13 protein-coding genes and 2 riboswitches are annotated in these 19,318 nt (G+C 43.9%); of the genes, 10 read left to right on the forward strand and 3 right to left on the reverse strand.

The window, feature by feature from the left end; translation table 11 throughout:
* Positions 1-207 precede the first annotated feature (207 nt).
* Positions 208-1,203 (forward strand): ABC transporter substrate-binding protein, encoded by a 996-nt coding sequence (locus AB5I83_RS22620; protein WP_448978674.1) that lies wholly within the window; start codon positions 208-210, stop codon positions 1,201-1,203.
* A gap of 76 nt (positions 1,204-1,279) precedes the next feature.
* Here AB5I83_RS22620 and AB5I83_RS22625 read toward each other — a convergent pair whose 3' ends face one another.
* From AB5I83_RS22625 to AB5I83_RS22635, 3 genes are read right to left on the reverse strand one after another with little or no spacing between them, the layout of a single operon-like run.
* Positions 1,280-2,419, reverse strand: a complete 1,140-nt coding sequence (locus AB5I83_RS22625) for a Ger(x)C family spore germination protein (protein WP_448978676.1) — start codon at positions 2,417-2,419, stop codon at positions 1,280-1,282.
* Positions 2,416-3,867, reverse strand: coding sequence for a spore germination protein (locus AB5I83_RS22630; RefSeq protein ID WP_448978678.1), 1,452 nt, complete (start codon positions 3,865-3,867; stop codon positions 2,416-2,418). Before AB5I83_RS22630 ends, AB5I83_RS22625 begins: the two co-directional genes overlap by 4 nt.
* A complete protein-coding gene (locus AB5I83_RS22635; RefSeq protein ID WP_448978680.1) occupies positions 3,833-4,960 on the reverse strand; it encodes a GerAB/ArcD/ProY family transporter in 1,128 nt (375 codons plus the stop codon). Before AB5I83_RS22635 ends, AB5I83_RS22630 begins: the two co-directional genes overlap by 35 nt.
* Positions 4,961-5,181: 221 nt before the next feature.
* Here AB5I83_RS22635 and AB5I83_RS22640 point away from each other — a divergent pair, with 221 nt between their 5' ends.
* The 9 genes from AB5I83_RS22640 (at position 5,182) to ptsG (ending at position 19,050) form a co-directional block, all read left to right on the forward strand.
* Complete coding sequence (locus tag AB5I83_RS22640; RefSeq protein WP_448978682.1) at positions 5,182-6,621, forward strand: esterase/lipase family protein; 1,440 nt, start codon at positions 5,182-5,184, stop codon at positions 6,619-6,621.
* A gap of 732 nt (positions 6,622-7,353) precedes the next feature.
* A complete protein-coding gene (locus AB5I83_RS22645; RefSeq protein WP_448978684.1) occupies positions 7,354-7,728 on the forward strand; it encodes a hypothetical protein in 375 nt (124 codons plus the stop codon).
* 219 nt (positions 7,729-7,947) lie between these two features.
* The gene (locus AB5I83_RS22650) at positions 7,948-8,901 is read left to right on the forward strand and encodes an AAA family ATPase (RefSeq protein ID WP_448978686.1); all 954 of its coding nucleotides are present in this window, start codon (positions 7,948-7,950) and stop codon (positions 8,899-8,901) included.
* Between the two features lies 1 nt (position 8,902).
* Positions 8,903-10,120 carry a DUF58 domain-containing protein gene (locus tag AB5I83_RS22655; RefSeq protein WP_448978688.1) on the forward strand — a complete coding sequence of 406 codons (1,218 nt, stop codon included), beginning with the start codon at positions 8,903-8,905 and terminating at the stop codon, positions 10,118-10,120.
* Between the two features lie 2 nt (positions 10,121-10,122).
* A complete protein-coding gene (locus AB5I83_RS22660) occupies positions 10,123-12,333 on the forward strand; it encodes a transglutaminase TgpA family protein (protein WP_448978690.1) in 2,211 nt (736 codons plus the stop codon).
* 31 nt (positions 12,334-12,364) lie between these two features.
* A riboswitch (purine riboswitch) is annotated at positions 12,365-12,466 on the forward strand.
* Between the two features lie 152 nt (positions 12,467-12,618).
* On the forward strand, positions 12,619-14,166 hold the full coding sequence (gene guaA / locus AB5I83_RS22665; protein WP_448978692.1) for a glutamine-hydrolyzing GMP synthase: 1,548 nt from the start codon (positions 12,619-12,621) through the stop codon (positions 14,164-14,166).
* A gap of 86 nt (positions 14,167-14,252) precedes the next feature.
* A riboswitch (purine riboswitch) is annotated at positions 14,253-14,354 on the forward strand.
* Positions 14,355-14,484: 130 nt separating this feature from the next.
* Entirely contained in the window at positions 14,485-15,816 is a 1,332-nt protein-coding gene (locus AB5I83_RS22670; protein WP_167834486.1) for an NCS2 family permease, read from the forward strand.
* Between the two features lie 135 nt (positions 15,817-15,951).
* Positions 15,952-16,794, forward strand: coding sequence for a glucose PTS transporter transcription antiterminator GlcT (glcT, locus tag AB5I83_RS22675; RefSeq protein ID WP_226086414.1), 843 nt, complete (start codon positions 15,952-15,954; stop codon positions 16,792-16,794).
* Positions 16,795-16,974: 180 nt separating this feature from the next.
* The gene (ptsG, locus tag AB5I83_RS22680; protein WP_448978695.1) at positions 16,975-19,050 is read left to right on the forward strand and encodes a glucose-specific PTS transporter subunit IIBC; all 2,076 of its coding nucleotides are present in this window, start codon (positions 16,975-16,977) and stop codon (positions 19,048-19,050) included.
* The last annotated feature ends 268 nt before the right edge of the window (positions 19,051-19,318 follow it).

Below are 19,318 nucleotides of genomic sequence, written 5' to 3' on the forward strand. Positions count from 1 at the left end.
TTTTCTGTGTATCGAAACATCATTTCTAGTAATACTTGTTCTAAAAATCGCTAAAATAATTCAAAATCTCCTATTGTCCCACTTAAGATACCGTGTTAATATCAGAATATTAAAAATAGTATAAAAATGCACGAAAGGAGGATAAACTGACTGATCATACACCAAGACGATCCATAATGATTTTCGTGAATTTGGGGAGGATGAAGGATGAAGAAGAGTTTGGCAGTTATCTTAAGCGGTGCGATGCTCATGCTTGCAGCGTGCGGCGGCGGCAGTAACCAGGCGAGCGGAGACAAGAAAGAAAAGATGGTTAAGATCGGAATTACCCAGATTGTTGAGCACCCATCTCTGGATGCGACAAGAGAGGGATTTATTGCTGCTCTTAAAGATGCAGGATATGAAGAAGGCAAGAATCTTAAGCTGGATTACCAGAATGCACAGGGGGATATGAATAACAATGCATCGATTGCCCAAAAGCTGGTTTCGGATAAAAATGATCTCATTTTAGCGATTGCGACACCTAGTGCCCAGGCGGCAGTCCAGGCGACAAAGGATATACCGATCCTCTTCTCTGCAATAACTGATCCTGTCTCTGCCGAGCTTGTGCAAAGTCTGGAAAAGCCCAGCGGAAATGTAACTGGATTATCTGATACTCATCCTGATGCCATCAAGAATACAATTGCATCGATCAAAAAGTTCATCCCTGATGCGAAAAAAGTCGGTATCATATACAACAATGGCGAGCCGAATTCAGTCATAAATGTGAAAAATGCGAAAGAGGCTCTAAAAGATGAGGGGCTGGAAGTGGTCGAAACAACCATATCAACGAGCGCTGAAGTTAAGCAGGCAGCTGAATCAATGGTTGGCCGTGTCGACGTATTGTATATACCAAAGGATAACACTGTTGTAGCTGCACTTGAATCTGTCATCACAGTAGCAAATGACAAGGACATCCCAATCTTTTCCGGTGATGGAGATTCGGTAAAGCGAGGAACGTTTGCTTCCTATGGATTTGATTATCATGACTTGGGCTACACGACTGGTAAAATGGCAGTGGAAATCCTTAAGGGTAAAAAGCCGAGCGAAATACCAGTAGGCTTCCCTGAAAACCTCGAACTGATTGTTAATAAGAAGGCAGGTGAAGACGTAGGAATCACACTCACGGAGGATATGCTGAAGGACGCCAAGATTGTTGGGGAATAATCATTGAGATTCAAAAGATGGCCATTCATTTAGTGATGAATGGCCATTTTTTGAATCATGCAAGCTAAGGAGCTCCCTAATCATATTTATAGCTGTTGAAATGGAGGATTTGGACATCGACTTTCACGTCCTTTAAGGAATCCTCCTCTAAGTAAAAGGTATTTGTCCTTTTTATTTCTTTGTATTTTTTAGGGTATGTCCTGTACCATTTTTCACCGATGTTCAGAACATCAGCGCGATTTTTAATTCCATTTGAATAGGTTGAAATCAGTTTCTTTTTTAGCTCCTCTTCGATCTCTTTTTTTAAAGTCTCTAAAGAAATGTTCCTGACTTTTTCCAGTAAATCTGCTTGTGCACTAACTTCAATGGAAAAATGGGGGGCATCAGTTTCTTTTCCATATTTGATTTTCATTTTCGGGGAAGCTAGTTTGACAACTGCAGCTAATTCACCCGCTTCTTCTGCTCTTTGGGTCAATGACACTTTCTTTTCCAAAAGCCAGTCTATAAAAAGCGCTTCTTCGAAAGGCAATGAATTCGTGTACTTTTGCTGTTGGAAAACCGCCAGACCATCAAAATATAATACCGGATAGCTTTTATCAGCCTGCCAGCTTTCTTTATCGATTTTGACCAATGGAAGCTTAGCGGAGCCCATTGGCTCATTATATTGTCTTAAGAAGTCCATGAGGGTAGTGGGTTTTATTTCATCCTGAAATAATTCGGTGTCCCCTTTTTTATAAAGAACTGTATAGATGGCAGGATAATTAAAAAGAGCCTTTATATTTAAAACTTCCTGAATGCTTTCCTCTGTGGTCATCACTCGAAGGGTCGGCCGAAGCGAACGATTCCTGCCCACTTCCTCAATGACCTCATTGAAGCGATGTGTAACAATTCTTTGACTAAGAAGAAGGGTGATGACATGTCCGAAAAATAGTGGTGGTTCTGACCGATTGTACAGTTTGCTTACTGCAAGGTTCAAAGTTTCTCCTTTTGCGGATGCAATAAAGATTGGTATAGGTTCAGTAGGCCTGCTCCCCTCTTGCTTGGCAACATTGGCAAAATTCAGCCCCTGCAGGTAGGCAGTATATTCTTCTTTTTCGGGATCATAATCCATTCCTATTGCAACAATGTACGTTAAATCCTGGATGTTTTTAATATTTGAGCAGCCACTCAGCATTAAACAGCCGATGATCAAAGAAATAAGGCGTGAATTTCTCATGAACGATTTCCACCTCTTGTCGGGTCTTCAGGGCTTGTTGAGGAGGTTCTCGACTTATAATACTGTGTCGGTGCCTTTAGGAAGGATTTTATAGCTTCCCTCAAGCTAATAGGAGCAAGCGAAGCCAGATAAGGCGAGCCAAAGGATGAAATCGTCGAAAAGTAAAGAACGGTCAGGAGAAACCCGATTATCACACCAAATAACCCTAGGAAAGTGCTCAGAAATATAACGACGAATCTTATAACTGTAATCGCGGAGCTAAGAGACTGATTCACTAAAGTGAAAGATGAAATATAGGTTATCGCAGCCACGACTAACATCGTCGGTGACGTCAAGCCTGCCCTGATGGCTGCATCTCCGACAATCAGGCCGCCTAAAACAGCAACTGTCTGCCCGATCGCCCTCGGCAAACGAACACCAGCTTCATTGAATAGCTCAAACAAGGAAAGAATGATGAACATTTCGATTGGTGCCGACAAGGGCAATCCAAAGCGGGAAACAGAGATGGTGGCTACAAGTAAATATGGAATTTGTTCAATATTAAACGCAGAGAAAGCGATCCATGTTCCCGGCAAAAAAGCAGAAACAGTGATTCCGATCATCCTGATAATTCTTTCTAATGAAACATAGGCATAGCTTATGTAACTGTCCTCAGGTGATTTTGTTTGCAGAAGCAAGTTAATCGGCGCAAAAGACACTGTAGGGTTCCCATCCACCATAAGAGCAAACCGTCCCTGGTTCAGTGCCTGGACAACAAAATCAGGTCTCCCTGTGTAGTCCATTGTTGGAAAAAAGGAGAGGGGCCTGTCCCGAACCCTAGATTCCAGGTCGTAAATGCTTGTTAATATGTCCAATTCAACATTAGACATCCGCCTTTGAATCTCATTGAGAACTTTTTTATCAATCAAATCATCGATATACAGCAATGCGACCTTCGTTTTACTTCTCTTGCCGATTGTGTACTTTTCTAAGCATAAGGAAGAGGTGTTCAGCCTTCTGCGGATCAAAGAGATATTTGTTTTTAAATCCTCTACAAAACCATCCTTTGGTCCTCTGATGGACGTTTCAAGTGCGGATTCTTCCGGTTGGCGTTTAGGCAGGTCTGCTGCCTGGATACTGAGCAGTTCTTCTTGAAACCGGAATAAAATATTTCCGCCTAAGAGTAAATCGATCACCTCTTCCAAAGGTTTGGAGGTTACTTCTGCCACTTGGAAATAAGCAGTAAGCTTATCTTTAGGAGAACCTTCGGAATCAGTGCCAATTTTCGGCAATATATATTGGTCCAAATATTGAATATCAATCAAGCTTTCGAAATAAACGATCTCAAAAGAGCCTTTATCGGTCTTGTGTTCTTTACAGACTAAATCCTGACTGTTTTTTAGTTGTTCTTTTGCCTTTTCTATAAGGCTAGATTTATGAGGAGGATTCGAGTTTATTGTTCTTGCCATTTCGCTCATCCCTTTTCATGAAAAATAACAGAATTAACGCTGATGCTAAGGTTTGGAATACAAAGAAAATCATGCTAGCCGGAAGAAAGTAAGCGAAAACGAAATGATAAAAAGAATTAGATTCAAAATCTAACATCATCAGACCAAATAAGGTTATATATAAGGCAACAATCAGTTTGGGGTTCAATCGGTAATGCTTCTTTTGATCTGTAAAAAACAGACAGATGAGATACATGAACAAGCCAATTCTAATCAAGGCACCACTCAGCCACTGATACAATGCGAAAAAATCCAAGTGAGAGATATACTCTCCAATGCTTAAAACACGCCATTGCTCATAGGCGGGATACCGATAATGGACGGATTCAGCTGGTCCAAATTCCATTATTGATGCGGAAAGTGGACCTAAGATCAATCCGGTAAGAATAGTCAACATAATGAACAATTGCCTGAACTTGATGCGTTCCTGAGAAAATGGATGCAATAATACCACCAGATATATTTCCAGAAGTCCGGATAGGGCATAACTGATCCCTTTGACAACAGGAAAATACCCATCAGCTAAAACCGGGAATAGCAAGGCAGGGTCTTTTAAATCTGTGTTTGTCAGTGCGATGAATATTCCGAAAATCATGACAAGAGGCAATATGAAACCGCTGGCTATCGCCATATATTTAATTCCGGCGAGAGTGACCAAAAAACAAGCAACGATCAACATCGCATTGATAAAGAAAAAAGAAGTGTCGGCCAGGAAATATGCATTGAGCCAGATGATTAAATCCCTAAGAGTGATATAGGCGCTAGCAAATAAAAAGAAAATGATAGGGATGGAAAAAAGGATGGAAAAAGATTTCCCAAGTCTATTCCTGATCATTGAAAAGAAGCCCTCATGCGGACTTTTCTTGACAATGAAATAAATCAGCCAAATGAAAACAAGAGAGATAGGAAAGGCCAAGAGAACACTTAGCCAGCTGTCACGTCCAGCTGCTGAAAGCAGGTTAGGAATCAGAATGACGTGATTGAGCAGTCCGGTTGAAAGTAAAAGCAATAAAAATAACTGTCTAGGAACCAGGATCTTTATCAAGCTGTTCAAATTATCACCAATTCTTAAAAGGGTAGATTTTATTATCACCATACGGTAGGAAATTATTATGCTAGTTCGTTATTTCTTTCCCAACAAAATAAACCCAGTTCCCATTCTTATTCGATGATCAGCACAATACACTTGAATGATGGCCTTCTTTTGAATATCTGCTATAAAAGGGCCTGAAGAACAAAGGGGAGGGGTAGGGTTTGCGAAGGAGTAAGAGAATAATGTCATTATTAATGGTTTTATTGCTGATGGTTCCTGTTGGGGCAAGAGCCGGTGATTTGGGTGGAGGTTCTTCTGGAGTTCCGGGAACGTGGTATCTGGGAACGGACCCTTCATGGGTAGATCCTGCTAAGGCGCCGATCGTCTTCATTCATGGATACAACAGTTCGGCATCCGTCTGGTGGGATGGCAATGATATGTATGAAACCGCAAGGGCGAATGGATATCAGACCGCATTCATTGATTTGTATCCGGAAAAGGATATGTGGGATAACGGAGCGATGCTGGCTGGAAAGCTGAGGCAAATCTATGAGTATTTTGGTAGCAAGAAGTTAGTGGTGGTGGGGCATAGTAAAGGCGGAGTGGATACACAGACCGCGCTCGTACATTATGGCGCATATCAGTATGTTTCCAATGTCATCACTCTTTCCTCACCGCATCACGGCACCCAGCTTTCGAACCTCGCCCACAGCAGTTCAGCCTGGTGGCTTGCAGCATTGCTTGGAAGCAATAATGACGCCACTCGGTCTCTTCAGACGGGAAATATGAGCTATTTCCGCAGTATTACCGATACCCATGCAAACTCTGCAAAAAATCGCTACTATACACTGGGCGGTTATAAATGGGGTTCGTTCGGAAGCGCTCAATACTGGGGGGGACTGTATTTAAGCAGTTATGGATCGAACGACGGGGTCGTCACAGTCTCTAGCTCCCGCTTGCCTGGCGGAACAATCATCCGTGAAGGCGCCTGGAACCATACGACAATCCGTGAAGGCTCATATACTTTTTCGGTATTCAAACCGTACACAATGTCAGAGCAGACTGCCGGTTCAAACGTATTCTCGGCAGCCAGCAAGACAGAACCAGTGTCTGAGACAAACCAGATTGTCAAAGGCGGCAAAGCGGATAAAGCCATCAAAGAAGGCTTCGTGATCGAGGACGGAGCAGAAAGCTTCCAAATGGCATTCCTCAGTGAAAAGAAACTGGGTTCACTTAAACTGAAGGGACCAGATGGCCAGGAGTATAAGGCGGCAAAAGTCGAACAGAATACCGGTGAATTTTTTAAAGGTGCATGGGTCCATTCATTTAAAATCGATAAGCCAGAGGCAGGGAAATGGAAGGTAACGGGCCCAGCCGCGGCGTATATGCTGGTAGTCGGCATTGACAGTCCGCTTGATGCTGAATTGAAAGACGCCAAGAATCAAAAGGTGAAGGCTTCATATAAAACAAAATGGATCAAATATGACCATGATGGCAAAAAGAAGCTAAAAGAAACCGGAAAAGGCTCGAAAGCTGGTAAAGTCCTCGACGGGGACCTAACGGAATCTGGGGTTTACAACCTGACGACAGATGTAACAGGTTTTGATGCTAAAGGAAAGCCATTTGAACGGACCATCATCGAATCCATCTATGTTGATGAAAATGGAAAGACCCATAGATAAAGGAGATGGTGGCGGCTGGTAAAACCAACTGCTTCGTGTGAATGGTAGAAATGACGGAACGACTCGTTCGAACACCATGCATAAGGGTCATTGATCCCTGAAATGTGCCCTTATTAAAGTGAAAACCGATGTATAAGGGTACATTGATCCCTGAAATGTGCCCTTATGTAAGTGAAAACCGGTATATAAGGGTGCATTAATCCCTGAAATGTGCCCTTATGTAAGTGAAAACCGGTATATAAGGGTGCATTAATCCCTGAAATGTGCCCTTATGAAAGTGAAAACCGGTGTATAAGGGTATATTGATCTCTGGAATGTGCCCTTATGGAAGTGAAAACCAGTGTATAAGGGTACATTGATCCGTGGAATGTGCCCTTATGAAAGTGAAAACCAGTGCATAAGGGTACATTGATCCCTGGAATGTGCCCTTATGAAAGTGAAAACCAGTGTATAAGGGTACATTGATCCCTGAAGTGCCCTTATGAAAGAGAAAACCGGTGTATAGGGGTACATTGATCCGTGGAATGTGCCTTATGTAAGAGAAACGCCAAGCATAAGGGTGTACGTGTCTATGGACTGTCCTTATATAGCCATCTCCAATATAGCCTGTTCTGCCTATAACCCATCCCTGGAGGTAAGTCCTATTGACTAATTTTTACATAAAAGATGGAGTGGCAGGTTCATCGTCCGATATAAAAGGTAGGCAGAGTATGTACACCAGGAGGAGAAGTCATGCATGTTTTGGATTTGATTGCCAGGATTAACAATTGTGTCGAGGAACTGGATTTTGCTGCCGCAAGAATGTACATGGAAGAGAACATTGACATCCTGAACGAGAATCGCAGCCGTTTAAAATCAAATGCGCGAGAATTGCTTGAATTTTTAACAAAGCGGATCGAGGCAGGACAGCAGCCGCTCACCAGAAAAGACATGGCAGTCATCAATGCAGTGAACAATTATGCTTCAAAGTTTGACTTAAGGAGCTTGAAAGTGGTGATCAAGGACCATACGCTCCTATTTATGCGGAATGATATTGAGGCCTATCTGAATATGGATGCGAGAATCATCCTTGAAGGTATGGGAGCGATCCCAAAGGCTGCAAGTTAAATAGAGTAAGAGGTTCAGGTGCTGACGGTTTCTCGAGAAGAGACCGTTTTTTTATTTTGCATGAAACAATCCAAACAAAACTCCCGTCTATTACTAAGCGCCAATATTTTTCATCTGCCATATAACAGGATTTTGACAGAAAATAGCGAATATAGACTTATTGGGGTAAAAAAATCAATGGTTTTACGTAGATAAATAGATTTAAGGGGGAAATTTCCGATGAGGAATCAGATGAATCCAACAGTTGAAAGAATACTGGGAAATATTGATAAAGTTATGACGGGAAAGCGGAATGTGGCTGAGCTAAGCTTGATTGCGCTGCTTGCCGGAGGACATGTGCTGCTTGAGGACGTGCCGGGTGTCGGCAAGACGATGATGGTCCGTGCTCTAGCGAAATCTGTGAGCGCGAAATTCAGGAGGATTCAGTTCACACCAGACCTGTTGCCTTCTGATGTAACAGGGGTATCGATCTACAACCCGAAAGAGATGGAATTCGAATTCAGGCCAGGACCAATCATGGGCAATATCATTCTTGCCGATGAAATCAACAGAACATCTCCAAAAACCCAGTCGGCTCTGCTAGAAGGAATGGAAGAGCATAGTGTGACGGTTGACGGCGTAACCCATATACTTGGCAAGCCGTTTTTCGTCATGGCGACACAGAACCCGATTGATTATGAGGGTACATATCCACTGCCGGAAGCACAGCTTGACCGTTTCCTTTTAAAAATGAAAATGGGCTATCCTGCCATGGATGAAGAAATGGAAGTTTTGAACCGGGCACAGCGAAACCTTCCGATTGAAGACTTGCAGCCTGTTGTATCACTTGAAGATCTGCGCGAACTCCAGCAGAGCATTAAAGAAGTGGTAGTGGATGAAACGATCAAGCGATACATTGTGGAGCTGGCCAGCCGGACTAGAGGCCATTCGAGTGTATACCTTGGTGTAAGCCCTCGTGGTTCAATTGCTTTGATGAAGGCTGCCCAGGCATATGCATTTATTTATGGAAGGGATTATGTCATTCCTGATGATGTCCAGTACCTTGCTCCATATGTATTCGCCCACAGGATCATTTTGAAGTCCGAGGCCAGGTTCGAAGGGATCACAACCGAGGATGTCGTCAACAGGGTGTTGGCGAGAGTGCCTGTGCCGGTCCAAAGGCTCGTGAAGTAATATGAAGAAATTTTTCCAAAAGTTCAAAGAGGTTTGGAAACTAATCGTTTTACTGTTATTGATTCTAATTACCTTTTCATATGCCATGTTCCAGGGTGGCTTTGTCAGCTGGTTCCTGTTTTACAGCTTCTTACCTTTCGCTCTTTACGCCCTTGGCCTTGCCTTTTATTCAATAAAGGATATCAAGGCGGAAAGGGTGTATACGAAGCAGGAATATAACGCTGGTGAGAAGTTCAAAGCAAGCGTCGTGCTGGATAGGAAAGTATCATTTCCGCTGTTTTACGCAATTGCCGAAGAAGAGGCAGGGGATACCCTGTCGGGGAACAGGGATATTGAAAAAGCGAAAACGATGCTGTTTCCAGGATTCAATCGGGCATTCGGCTTTGACTATACCATTGAAAATCTTCCCCGGGGTGAACATACCTTAATGGGCATCAAGTTTAAAACAGGAGATCCGCTTGGATTGATTGAAAAAGAAAAGATTCTGCCGGTCGAAAGCAAGATACTCGTTTACCCTGCTTACCAGGATATGATTTATAGGCCTGCTGTACATCATTTTGACCAGGGAATGACCGCTTCGAAGGAACGCGTCCAGCGGGATACATCCATGGCGATTGGTGTTCGTGAATACCAGCCGGGAGACCGCTTCTCGTGGATCAACTGGAAAGCGACTGCGAGACGGAATGACATTATGACGAAGGAATTCGAACAGAGGCAGTCGCATGATGTGACGATTTTAATGGATTGTGCCCCTGAGAAGCGTTTCGAGATTATCGTTTCTTTCACCGCTTCCGTCATTAGGGCCATTTTGCGAAAAGGCGCACAGGTCGGATTATTGACATTGAGTGCTGAACGGAAGGCGTTTCCGGCCCGTGGCGGTGAAGCCCAGCAGCAGCAGCTTCTGTACCATCTGGCTAAAATTAGGGATGAGAGTCCGGTCCCGTTTAACCGGGTTCTTGAGACAGAGAGTTTTTTAGCACAGCAGAACAATTCAATCATGCTGATCACCGCCCAATTGACGAAAGAGTTGATTGAAAAGGCTTCTTTCTATAATCAACGAAATGGATCGGTGAGTATCTTCCTGATCAAGAATCATCAGGAATCACCGACAAATACCGAAAAAAATTTAAGGGCGTCAGCAAATGCGAGGGGAATCCATCTTGTGATGGTACATGATGGACAGTTCTCGGAAGCCTTTTCGGAGGTGAATAGAGGTTGAGGATGGATAAACCAAAAAAAGACTTCGCTTTCTTTTTACTGTTTATTTTCAGCTTTTTGCTGCTGTGGGAATGGCTGCGGCCATTGAAGGAACTAACCGATACTGGACACTTAAGTGTATTTCTCGGTTTTGTATTCATCGCATTGATGATGTACTTTTTCAATATGGCGATTCTTCCTTCGGCTATCATAAAAATCATCATAATCCTGTATTCCGTTCACTTTATGTATTATGACGGCACCTTCTTCAGTCTTGAATGGGTCGGCCAGCTGGTCAATGAAGTAATCGCTAATTCATCGACTATCATGAATGCCGAATGGACTGAAATTTCCAATGCATTCAGGACGTTATTGTTCTTTATCTTGCTATGGCTGATGGCATACCTAATTCAATATTGGCTGATTAATAGAAAACAAATTTTTGTGTTTTTCTTCATGACGCTTGTTTATATCACCGTACTGGATACGTTCTCTCCATATGAAGCGGACCTGGCGATCGTACGGACGGTGATTGCGGGATTTGCTGTAATGGGAATGCTGGCGTACTACAGAATTGCCGATAAGGAAGTAGTGAATAAGAACCTGAAAAGTGCGAAAAAGTGGATGGTACCGCTAATCGCCATGATTGTCCTGAGTGTGGGTGTTGGTTACGCGGCTCCAAAGGCTGATCCGATTTGGCCGGACCCAGTGCCATTTATCACCTCCTATAATCAAGATTCAGGCGATGGCAGTGGCGGGGTGAAAAAAGTCGGTTACGGAACGGATGATTCCGCACTTGGCGGACCGTTCATCGGAGACGACCGGGTCGTTTTTACTGCTGAAGCCGATGGACGTCATTACTGGCGGATCGAGACCAAGGACGTCTATACAGGAAAAGGGTGGGTAGCCGACACCGGTACAGCCATGCCAGTGGATTTTTTACCTGAGCAAGCCATCCCCCTGCAGCCATTCGAAGCAGGTGTCAAAACGGAACAACGTACGAGCAGGGTAACCCCTAAGATCGGTTATCCGCACCTTGTCTATCCATTGGGGGTGACACAAGTGGAGGCATCTGCAGGCCTCGCTACTCTCCAATTCAGCCTTGATCCGACAACCGAAAAAATCATGAGTAGTACTGATGGTCAAGAGAGTTCGTTTGGACCTTACTCGCTGACATTTGATCATCCAATATACAGTGTGGAAAAACTAAAGGCAGCCGGCCCTGAAGAACTGGTATCCGATGCGGCCTTTGTCTCGAAATACACACAGATACCAGAAGGGCTTCCGGAGCGGGTAGTGGAGCTTGCGGAGGAGATAACAAAAGATAAAAAGACCTGGCTGGAAAAAGCACAGGCGATTGAAAAATATTTCCGGTCGAATGATTTTGTCTATGACCAAACAAATGTTGCCGTCCCGGATGATAATGAAGATTATGTCGACCAATTCTTATTTGAAACACAGCGCGGCTACTGCGATAATTTCTCGACTTCCATGGTCGTCATGATGCGTTCTGTCGGTATCCCTGCCCGCTGGGTAAAGGGTTATACAGAAGGGGAATACATTGATACACTGGAGAATGGCCGCCGGCTTTATGAGGTCACAAATAATAATGCCCACTCATGGGTAGAGGGTTATTTCCCAGGTGTCGGCTGGGTACCATTTGAGCCAACGCAAGGTTTTACGAATAACGTTCAATTCGAGTATGACAATAAAGAAGACTCACAAAATCAGACGGGCCAGGAAGAAGAGGAAGATACAACACCTGCTGCTCCGGTGAAGCCGGACCTTCCAGAAGAGCAGGCACTTGTTGACAAGCCGAAGGCCTCTTTTTCAGATGGCCTGAAAAATGCTGGGGCAATCCTGCAGAATAACTTTCAGAAGATCTTCCTCACATTACTCGTATTGGCCGTCTTCGCTGCAATCATGTATAAACTGAGAGGAAGATGGCTTCCTATCATGTATATCCTTCTCTATAAGTACACAAAGCAAAATAAGTACATGGAGAAAGCTTATATTGTCCTGTTGAAGCAGCTTGGAAGATACGGCATCAAGAGAGAGAATGGCCAGACACTGCGCGATTATGCCTACTATGTGGATTCGTTCTTCTCTACGAATGAGATGCGCTGGCTCACTGAAAAGTATGAAGAGTATCTTTACCGTGGCGATCAGGATGAAAACATGTGGCAGGATGCGAAAAAGTATTGGGAGTTCATGATTAGGAAAGTTAGTGCTTGACCGTTAAAATATTATACTGATACAATGTTTGCAACTATATAGAATCAACCTTCATATATCCTCGATAATATGGTTCGAAAGTATCTACCAAATCACCGGAAATGATTTGACTATGAAGGCAGGCTTCTTTTTTGTTCGTAACAGGCTGGAATCCTGCTTTCCTATTATTTTTGGAGGCGGGATTCTGGCTTTTTTTATTTAAAAAACGCGAGTGCAAACCATACTATTTACATAACCTTCTGCTTACGGAAGTTCCGCGTTTCTATTTTATGATGAGGTGACTTTATGAAAACCGAGCTGCAAGACCAGGAAAAAATCATTGTATTAGACTTTGGCAGTCAGTATAACCAGTTGATTACGAGAAGGATCAGGGAGTTTGGCGTTTACAGCGAGCTTCACCCACATACGATTACGGCAGCTGAGATCAAGGAGATGAATCCAAAAGGAATTATTTTTTCCGGCGGCCCGAATTCTGTCTATGATGAAGGGGCGTTCCGTTGTGATGAGGAAATTTTTGAACTTGGCTTACCGATTTTAGGTATTTGCTACGGAATGCAGCTGATGACGATGCATTTCGGCGGGAAGGTCGAGAAGGCGAAGAACCGTGAATACGGCAAAGCGCTGCTGACACTTCATAACCAGAACAGATTATTCGAAGGCACACCGGGCGAACAGGTTGTCTGGATGAGCCATGGAGACCTAGTAACGATGTCACCGCCAGGCTTTTCGGTGGATGGCATCAATCCTTCCTGCCCAATCGCGGCCATGAGTGATGAGAGCCGCAAGCTTTATGCAGTCCAGTTTCACCCGGAAGTACGCCACTCCATCTATGGAAATGAACTTTTGAAAAACTTCGTATTTAAAGTTTGCGAATGCGAAGGAAATTGGTCTATGGAAAACTTCATCGAAATTGAAATAGAAAAAATCCGCCAGCAAGTCGGAGACAAGAAAGTTCTTTGTGCGCTTAGCGGGGGAGTGGATTCCTCGGTGGTCGCAGTCCTGATCCACAAAGCGATCGGAGACCAGCTGACTTGCATTTTCGTCGATCACGGTTTATTGAGGAAAGATGAAGCGGAAGGCGTCATGAAAAATTTAGCTGACGGCTTCAATATGAATGTCATCAAAGTCGATGCGAAGGACCGTTTCTTGAGCAAGCTGGAGGGAGTTTCAGACCCTGAGCAGAAGCGCAAGATCATTGGTAATGAGTTCATCTATGTATTTGACGATGAAGCCGAAAAGCTGGAAGGCATTGAGTTCCTGGCACAAGGAACCTTGTATACCGATATCATTGAAAGCGGGACAGCGACAGCCCAGACCATCAAGTCGCATCATAATGTAGGCGGACTGCCTGAGGATATGCAGTTCAAATTGATTGAGCCATTGAATACATTATTCAAGGATGAAGTCCGTGCGCTTGGCACTGAACTTGGCATGCCGGAAGAAATCGTTTGGCGCCAGCCATTCCCTGGACCAGGACTCGGCATCCGTGTCCTAGGAGCCATAACGGAAGAAAAGCTGGAGATTGTTCGCGAATCAGATGCTATCCTGCGGGATGAAATCAAGAAGGCAGGCCTGGACCGTGACATCTGGCAGTATTTTACCGTGCTGCCTGATATCCGCAGCGTGGGTGTCATGGGCGACGCCAGGACCTATGATTACACAATCGGAATCCGTGCAGTCACGTCCATCGACGGGATGACATCAGACTGGGCAAGGATCCCCTGGGATGTTCTAGAAGTCATCTCCACCAGGATTGTCAACGAAGTGGACCACATTAACCGCGTCGTTTATGATATAACCAGCAAACCGCCAGCAACCATTGAGTGGGAATAAAACACGAACGATTTTAAAAACGAACATGAAAATGTTCGTTTTTTTATTGACTCGGGGCAAAAGTCCTGATAGAATGAATCTGAACTTAATATTTTGTCATAATTCGTCGTATAATGTTGGGGATATGGCCCAAAAGTTTCTACCGAGCTACCGTAAATGGCTTGACTACGAGGTATAGAATTCATGGCTGGCAATCTATCAACCTTCTAACCTTTTGCCGCCATCATTTCTCCTTTTGCCTTTAGTCAACGCCCGGTATCCCGAGGCGTTTTTCTTTTTGGCTGTATTTCCTGAAAACTATTCAGGGGGAAATGAAAAATGAAGAAGTATTTCGAGTTTGAGAAGCTTGGCACGAACTATCGCCGCGAATTCATCGGCGGGATGACCACTTTCCTTGCCATGGCTTATATCTTGATTGTAAATCCAAATATTCTTACACTGGCAGACATACAGGATCTGCCGGATTCGTTGAGGATGGATGCCGGTGCTGTTTTCGTAGCGACAGCTCTTGCGGCAGCTGTAGGTTCCATCATCATGGGACTGATCGGTAAGTACCCGATCGCCCTTGCTCCGGGAATGGGTTTGAACGCATTCTTTGCTTACACAGTTGTTCTTAGCCACGGTGCTCCGTGGCAGCATGCACTTGCTGCAGTCTTCATATCAAGTGTATTTTTCTTGCTTCTGACGATTTCAGGCTGGCGTGAAAAACTGATCAATGCCATCCCAGTTGAACTCAAGCATGCAGTTGGGGCAGGAATCGGGTTGTTCATCACATTCATTGGTTTGAAAAATGCAGGAATCATTGTCGATAATCCAGCAACACTTGTTGGATTGGGCGACTTGACAAATGCCAATACATTACTAGCGCTTTTTGGTTTATTAATTACGGTCATCATGCTGACAAGAGGCATTCACGGTGCTGTTTTCTTTGGAATCATCATAAGTGTTATTGTCGGAATGATTTTCAATCTTATTGATACGCCTGAAAAGGTAGTTGGTGCAGTACCGAGCGTAGCGCCAACATTTGGAGCAGTTTTTACAGCATTCGGTGATCCATCTTTCTATACATCAACCATGCTCGGAATTATCCTGACCTTCTTGTTCGTCGATTTCTTTGATAACGCAGGTACACTTGTGGCAGTTGCCAACCAGGCAGGTCTGATGAAAGAGAACAAGCTTCCACGCGCCGGCCGCGCATTGTTTGCAGACTCGATCGCTTCACTAGTTGGTTCCATCTTTGGTACATCGACAACTACATCCTATATTGAATCATCTGCAGGCGTTGCATCAGGTGCCAGAAGCGGATTTGCTTCCCTGGTTACAGCAGGATTCTTCCTGTTATCGCTATTCTTTTTCCCGCTGCTTTCTGTAGTCACTTCGGCAGTGACTGCGCCGGCATTGATCATCGTCGGTGTGCTGATGGTTTCTTCACTTGGCAAGATTGAATGGGGTCGTTTTGAGATCGCAGTGCCATCATTCTTGACAATGATTGCGATGCCATTGTCATCTAGCATTGCTACTGGGATCGCGGCAGGATTCATTTTTTATCCAATCACGATGCTCGTAAAAGGAAAATCAAAAGATGTCCATCCAATTATGTACCTGTTTTTCGTGATTTTCGTTCTATACTTTGTGTTTCTAACAGAATAGCAGGGAGGTCCAGCGGCTGACGCTGGATCTTTTTTTGCCAAGTATTGAAGAGCTCCTGTCAAATACTTCGGATTGACTTCTAAATCTTCCTTTTATACGATATTCCCATAGAACAAGCTGAAACGGGGATACAGCATGGATAAAATCGAAGTGAAAAAGGGTTTGAATAATAATGTCTTAATTGCCGACCACCCGACGTTCGGAGAAGTCATCCTGATTGGCAAGGGCATTGGCTTCAATCGGAAAAAGGGTGACAGCCTAGAAGAGGGTCAGGCAGAGAAGATGTTTGTCCTGAAGGATGAAAAGGAGCAGGCAAACTACATTAAACTTTTGCCTTTTGTTGAGAATGATCTGCATGAGGCCATCATTTCTTCTATTGAATTAATCAAAAAACGGACAGCGAGCCAGCTGAACGAACACATCCATGTTGCCCTGACCGATCACTTAATGTTCGCGGTCAACAGGATTGCAAAAGGGATGGAATTCAAGAATCCATTTTTGGTGGAAACCAAGACACTGTATCCGACCGAATTTGAAATCGCGAAGGAAGTTGTACAGCTGATTAAAGAGAAGTCTGGTGTTGAACTTCCAGATGGGGAGATCGGCTTTGTTGCCCTCCATATTCATAGTGCGGTAATGAATCGCAATCTGTCTGATGTGAACAAACACTCGCAACTTGTGACAAAACTGGTACAGATGATTGAAGAGAACCTGGATATCGTCATTGATAAAGAAGGCATTGACTATACAAGACTAGTCCGCCACATACGATTCACGATCGAAAGAGTCAATAATGGGGAAAAAGTAGAGGAACCAGAAAAATTTGCAGACCTCTTGAAAGAAGAATATCCTCTGTGTTACAATCTTTCGTGGAAACTCATTAAAGTGATGCAGCAGACCTTGAAAAAACAAGTATGCGATGCTGAAGCCGTGTATCTGACGATGCATCTGCAAAGGCTTCAGAAAAAAGTTAAATAGGCATTTATTTTTTACGTGTTACTGATTCGATCAGGCATGAGTAAAGAATGTAATTGAAATGGAGTTTTATGGGTAATATATCCGTATGCTTCTTTCCGCTACATCTTTCTCATGCCTTTTTTATTTGTTTTTTTATTGTTTGTAACCGCTTTAGGAGAAAAAATTACAGGAGGTCTTCCTATGTTAAAGAAAGCTTTTGGTGTTCTTCAAAAAGTAGGTAAAGCGCTGATGCTTCCAGTAGCACTATTGCCAGCTGCAGGTATTTTGCTTGCTCTTGGTGCTGCGCTTCGCAACCCTGCTTTGCTGGAGCTTGCTCCATTTTTAGATAACAGCGGCGTCGATATGGTAGCTGCTGTCATGCAAAAGGCCGGGGACGTTGTCTTCGGAAACCTTCCGCTCTTGTTTGCGGTCGGTGTTGCCGTCGGTTTAGCTGGCGGTGAAGGTGTAGCCGGTCTTGCGGCAATCATCGGGTACCTGATCATGAATGTGACAATGGGTACAGTTCTTCAAATCACTCCAGAGGATGTAAATGGACTTAACTATCAAAACATCCTGGGAATCCCAACCCTGCAAACGGGTGTATTCGGCGGTATCATCGTTGGTATAATAGCTGCCGCTCTTTACAATAAGTTCTTTGAAATTGAATTGCCATCTTATCTTGGGTTCTTCGCTGGTAAGCGTTTCGTGCCAATCATTACAGCGGGAACAGCCATTTTGCTAGGTTTAGCAATGCTTGTCATCTGGCCGCCAATCCAAAACGGCCTGAATGCATTCTCACAAAACATGGTTCACGCCAACTTGACTTTATCAGCGTTCATCTTTGGTGTAGTTGAACGTTCATTGATTCCATTCGGATTGCACCATATTTTCTACTCGCCATTCTGGTATGAATTCGGTCAATATACTACATTGGCTGGGGATGTTGTTCGCGGTGACCAGCGTATCTTCATGGCTCAGATTGGGGACAACGTACAAGACCTGACTGCTGGTACGTTCATGACTGGTAAATTCCCGTTCATGATGTTTGGTCTTCCAGCAGCAGCTTTAGCGATTTATCAAGAAGCACGTCCTGAAAGAAAAGCAGTCGTCGGCGGTTTGATGGTATCTGCAGCATTGACATCATTCCTGACAGGGATCACAGAACCACTTGAGTTCTCATTCCTGTTCGTAGCTCCATTACTATTTGGGGTTCACGCGATCTTTGCAGGTCTATCCTTTATGACGATGCACCTGTTAAATGTAAAAATCGGTATGACATTCTCCGGTGGTCTGATTGACTACATTCTGTTCGGTCTGATCAACCCGCAGACAAATGCATGGATTGTTATCCCTGTAGGTTTAGTGTTCGCGGTCATTTACTACTTCGGTTTCCGTTTCGCGATCCGTAAGTTTAACCTGATGACTCCAGGCCGTGAAGAAGTTGAAGAAGAAGAGGTAGAAGGCTCAGCAAAAGGACAAACTAGCGACCTTCCATATGAAGTCCTTGAAGCAATGGGCGGAAAAGAAAACATCGCTCATCTTGATGCATGTATCACCAGACTTCGTGTATCAGTAAATGACATTAAGGGTGTCGACAAAGACCGTTTGAAAAAGCTTGGTGCAGCTGGCGTACTTGAAGTCGGCAACAATATCCAGGCGATCTTCGGACCGCGTTCAGAGACAATCAAAGGTCAGATGAGAGACATCATGAATGGTAAAAGGCCTCGTCCGGTCGAAACGAACCAGGCAACAGAAGTTGAACAGCAAATCGAAGAAGTAAATCCAGAAGCGCTGCAAACGCACCATGACGCAGATGGAAGCGCTGATGTATTTGTTTCTCCTATTAAAGGAGAAATCTTGCCAATCACTGAAGTGCCTGACCAAGTCTTCTCAGGCAAGATGATGGGAGACGGTTTTGCGATCGTTCCTGCTGAGGGTACAGTTGTATCACCAGTAGACGGAAAAATCGTCAACCTGTTCCCGACAAAGCATGCGATTGGTATTCTGTCTGACTCTGGACGGGAAATCCTCATCCATGTTGGTATTGACACTGTTAATTTGAAAGGACAAGGGTTTGAAACACATGTTTCTGAAAATGATACAGTCACAAAAGGTCAGCCATTATTGAAAGTGGATCTTGATTACATTAAGAAAAACGCAACATCCACTATCACTCCGATTGTTTTCACGAACCTTTCGGAAGGCGAGAGCATTGTCATTAATAAAAAGGGCAATGTGGATGTGAAAGACGAGGATATCATTAAGATTTCTAAATAAGCCATAATAGCATAGCAGCCGGTCTCCTGAATGGAGGCCGGCTGTTTTTATATAGAAGAAAAGGATCAATCGATATGTTTCCCAATTATTTCAAGGATAAATCATGTTGACTCTGGGCATGTCCGGTGATAGTATATAGAAACAGTCGCGAACAGGTTAACAACATTTTCTAGATGTAAAAATTAATTTGAAATTAGTTGTTGACATTCAACACTGTGATGTGATAAATTATTAAAGTCGCTTCTGAGCGGCGCGCATGACTTGCTCA

This window comes from Mesobacillus sp. LC4 (assembly GCF_053543455.1).

Excerpts from the sequence above, each read along its gene's own strand:
- AB5I83_RS22620 (WP_448978674.1), top strand. The coding sequence starts at position 208 with ATGAAGAAGAGTTTGGCAGTTATCTTAAGCGGTGCGATGCTCATGCTT.
- AB5I83_RS22625 (WP_448978676.1), bottom strand. The coding sequence starts at position 2,419 with ATGAGAAATTCACGCCTTATTTCTTTGATCATCGGCTGTTTAATGCTG.
- AB5I83_RS22630 (WP_448978678.1), bottom strand. The coding sequence starts at position 3,867 with ATGGCAAGAACAATAAACTCGAATCCTCCTCATAAATCTAGCCTTATA.
- AB5I83_RS22640 (WP_448978682.1), top strand. The coding sequence starts at position 5,182 with ATGTCATTATTAATGGTTTTATTGCTGATGGTTCCTGTTGGGGCAAGA.
- AB5I83_RS22645 (WP_448978684.1), top strand. The coding sequence starts at position 7,354 with ATGCATGTTTTGGATTTGATTGCCAGGATTAACAATTGTGTCGAGGAA.
- AB5I83_RS22650 (WP_448978686.1), top strand. The coding sequence starts at position 7,948 with ATGAGGAATCAGATGAATCCAACAGTTGAAAGAATACTGGGAAATATT.
- AB5I83_RS22655 (WP_448978688.1), top strand. The coding sequence starts at position 8,903 with ATGAAGAAATTTTTCCAAAAGTTCAAAGAGGTTTGGAAACTAATCGTT.
- AB5I83_RS22660 (WP_448978690.1), top strand. The coding sequence starts at position 10,123 with ATGGATAAACCAAAAAAAGACTTCGCTTTCTTTTTACTGTTTATTTTC.
- guaA (WP_448978692.1), top strand. The coding sequence starts at position 12,619 with ATGAAAACCGAGCTGCAAGACCAGGAAAAAATCATTGTATTAGACTTT.
- AB5I83_RS22670 (WP_167834486.1), top strand. The coding sequence starts at position 14,485 with ATGAAGAAGTATTTCGAGTTTGAGAAGCTTGGCACGAACTATCGCCGC.
- glcT (WP_226086414.1), top strand. The coding sequence starts at position 15,952 with ATGGATAAAATCGAAGTGAAAAAGGGTTTGAATAATAATGTCTTAATT.
- ptsG (WP_448978695.1), top strand. The coding sequence starts at position 16,975 with ATGTTAAAGAAAGCTTTTGGTGTTCTTCAAAAAGTAGGTAAAGCGCTG.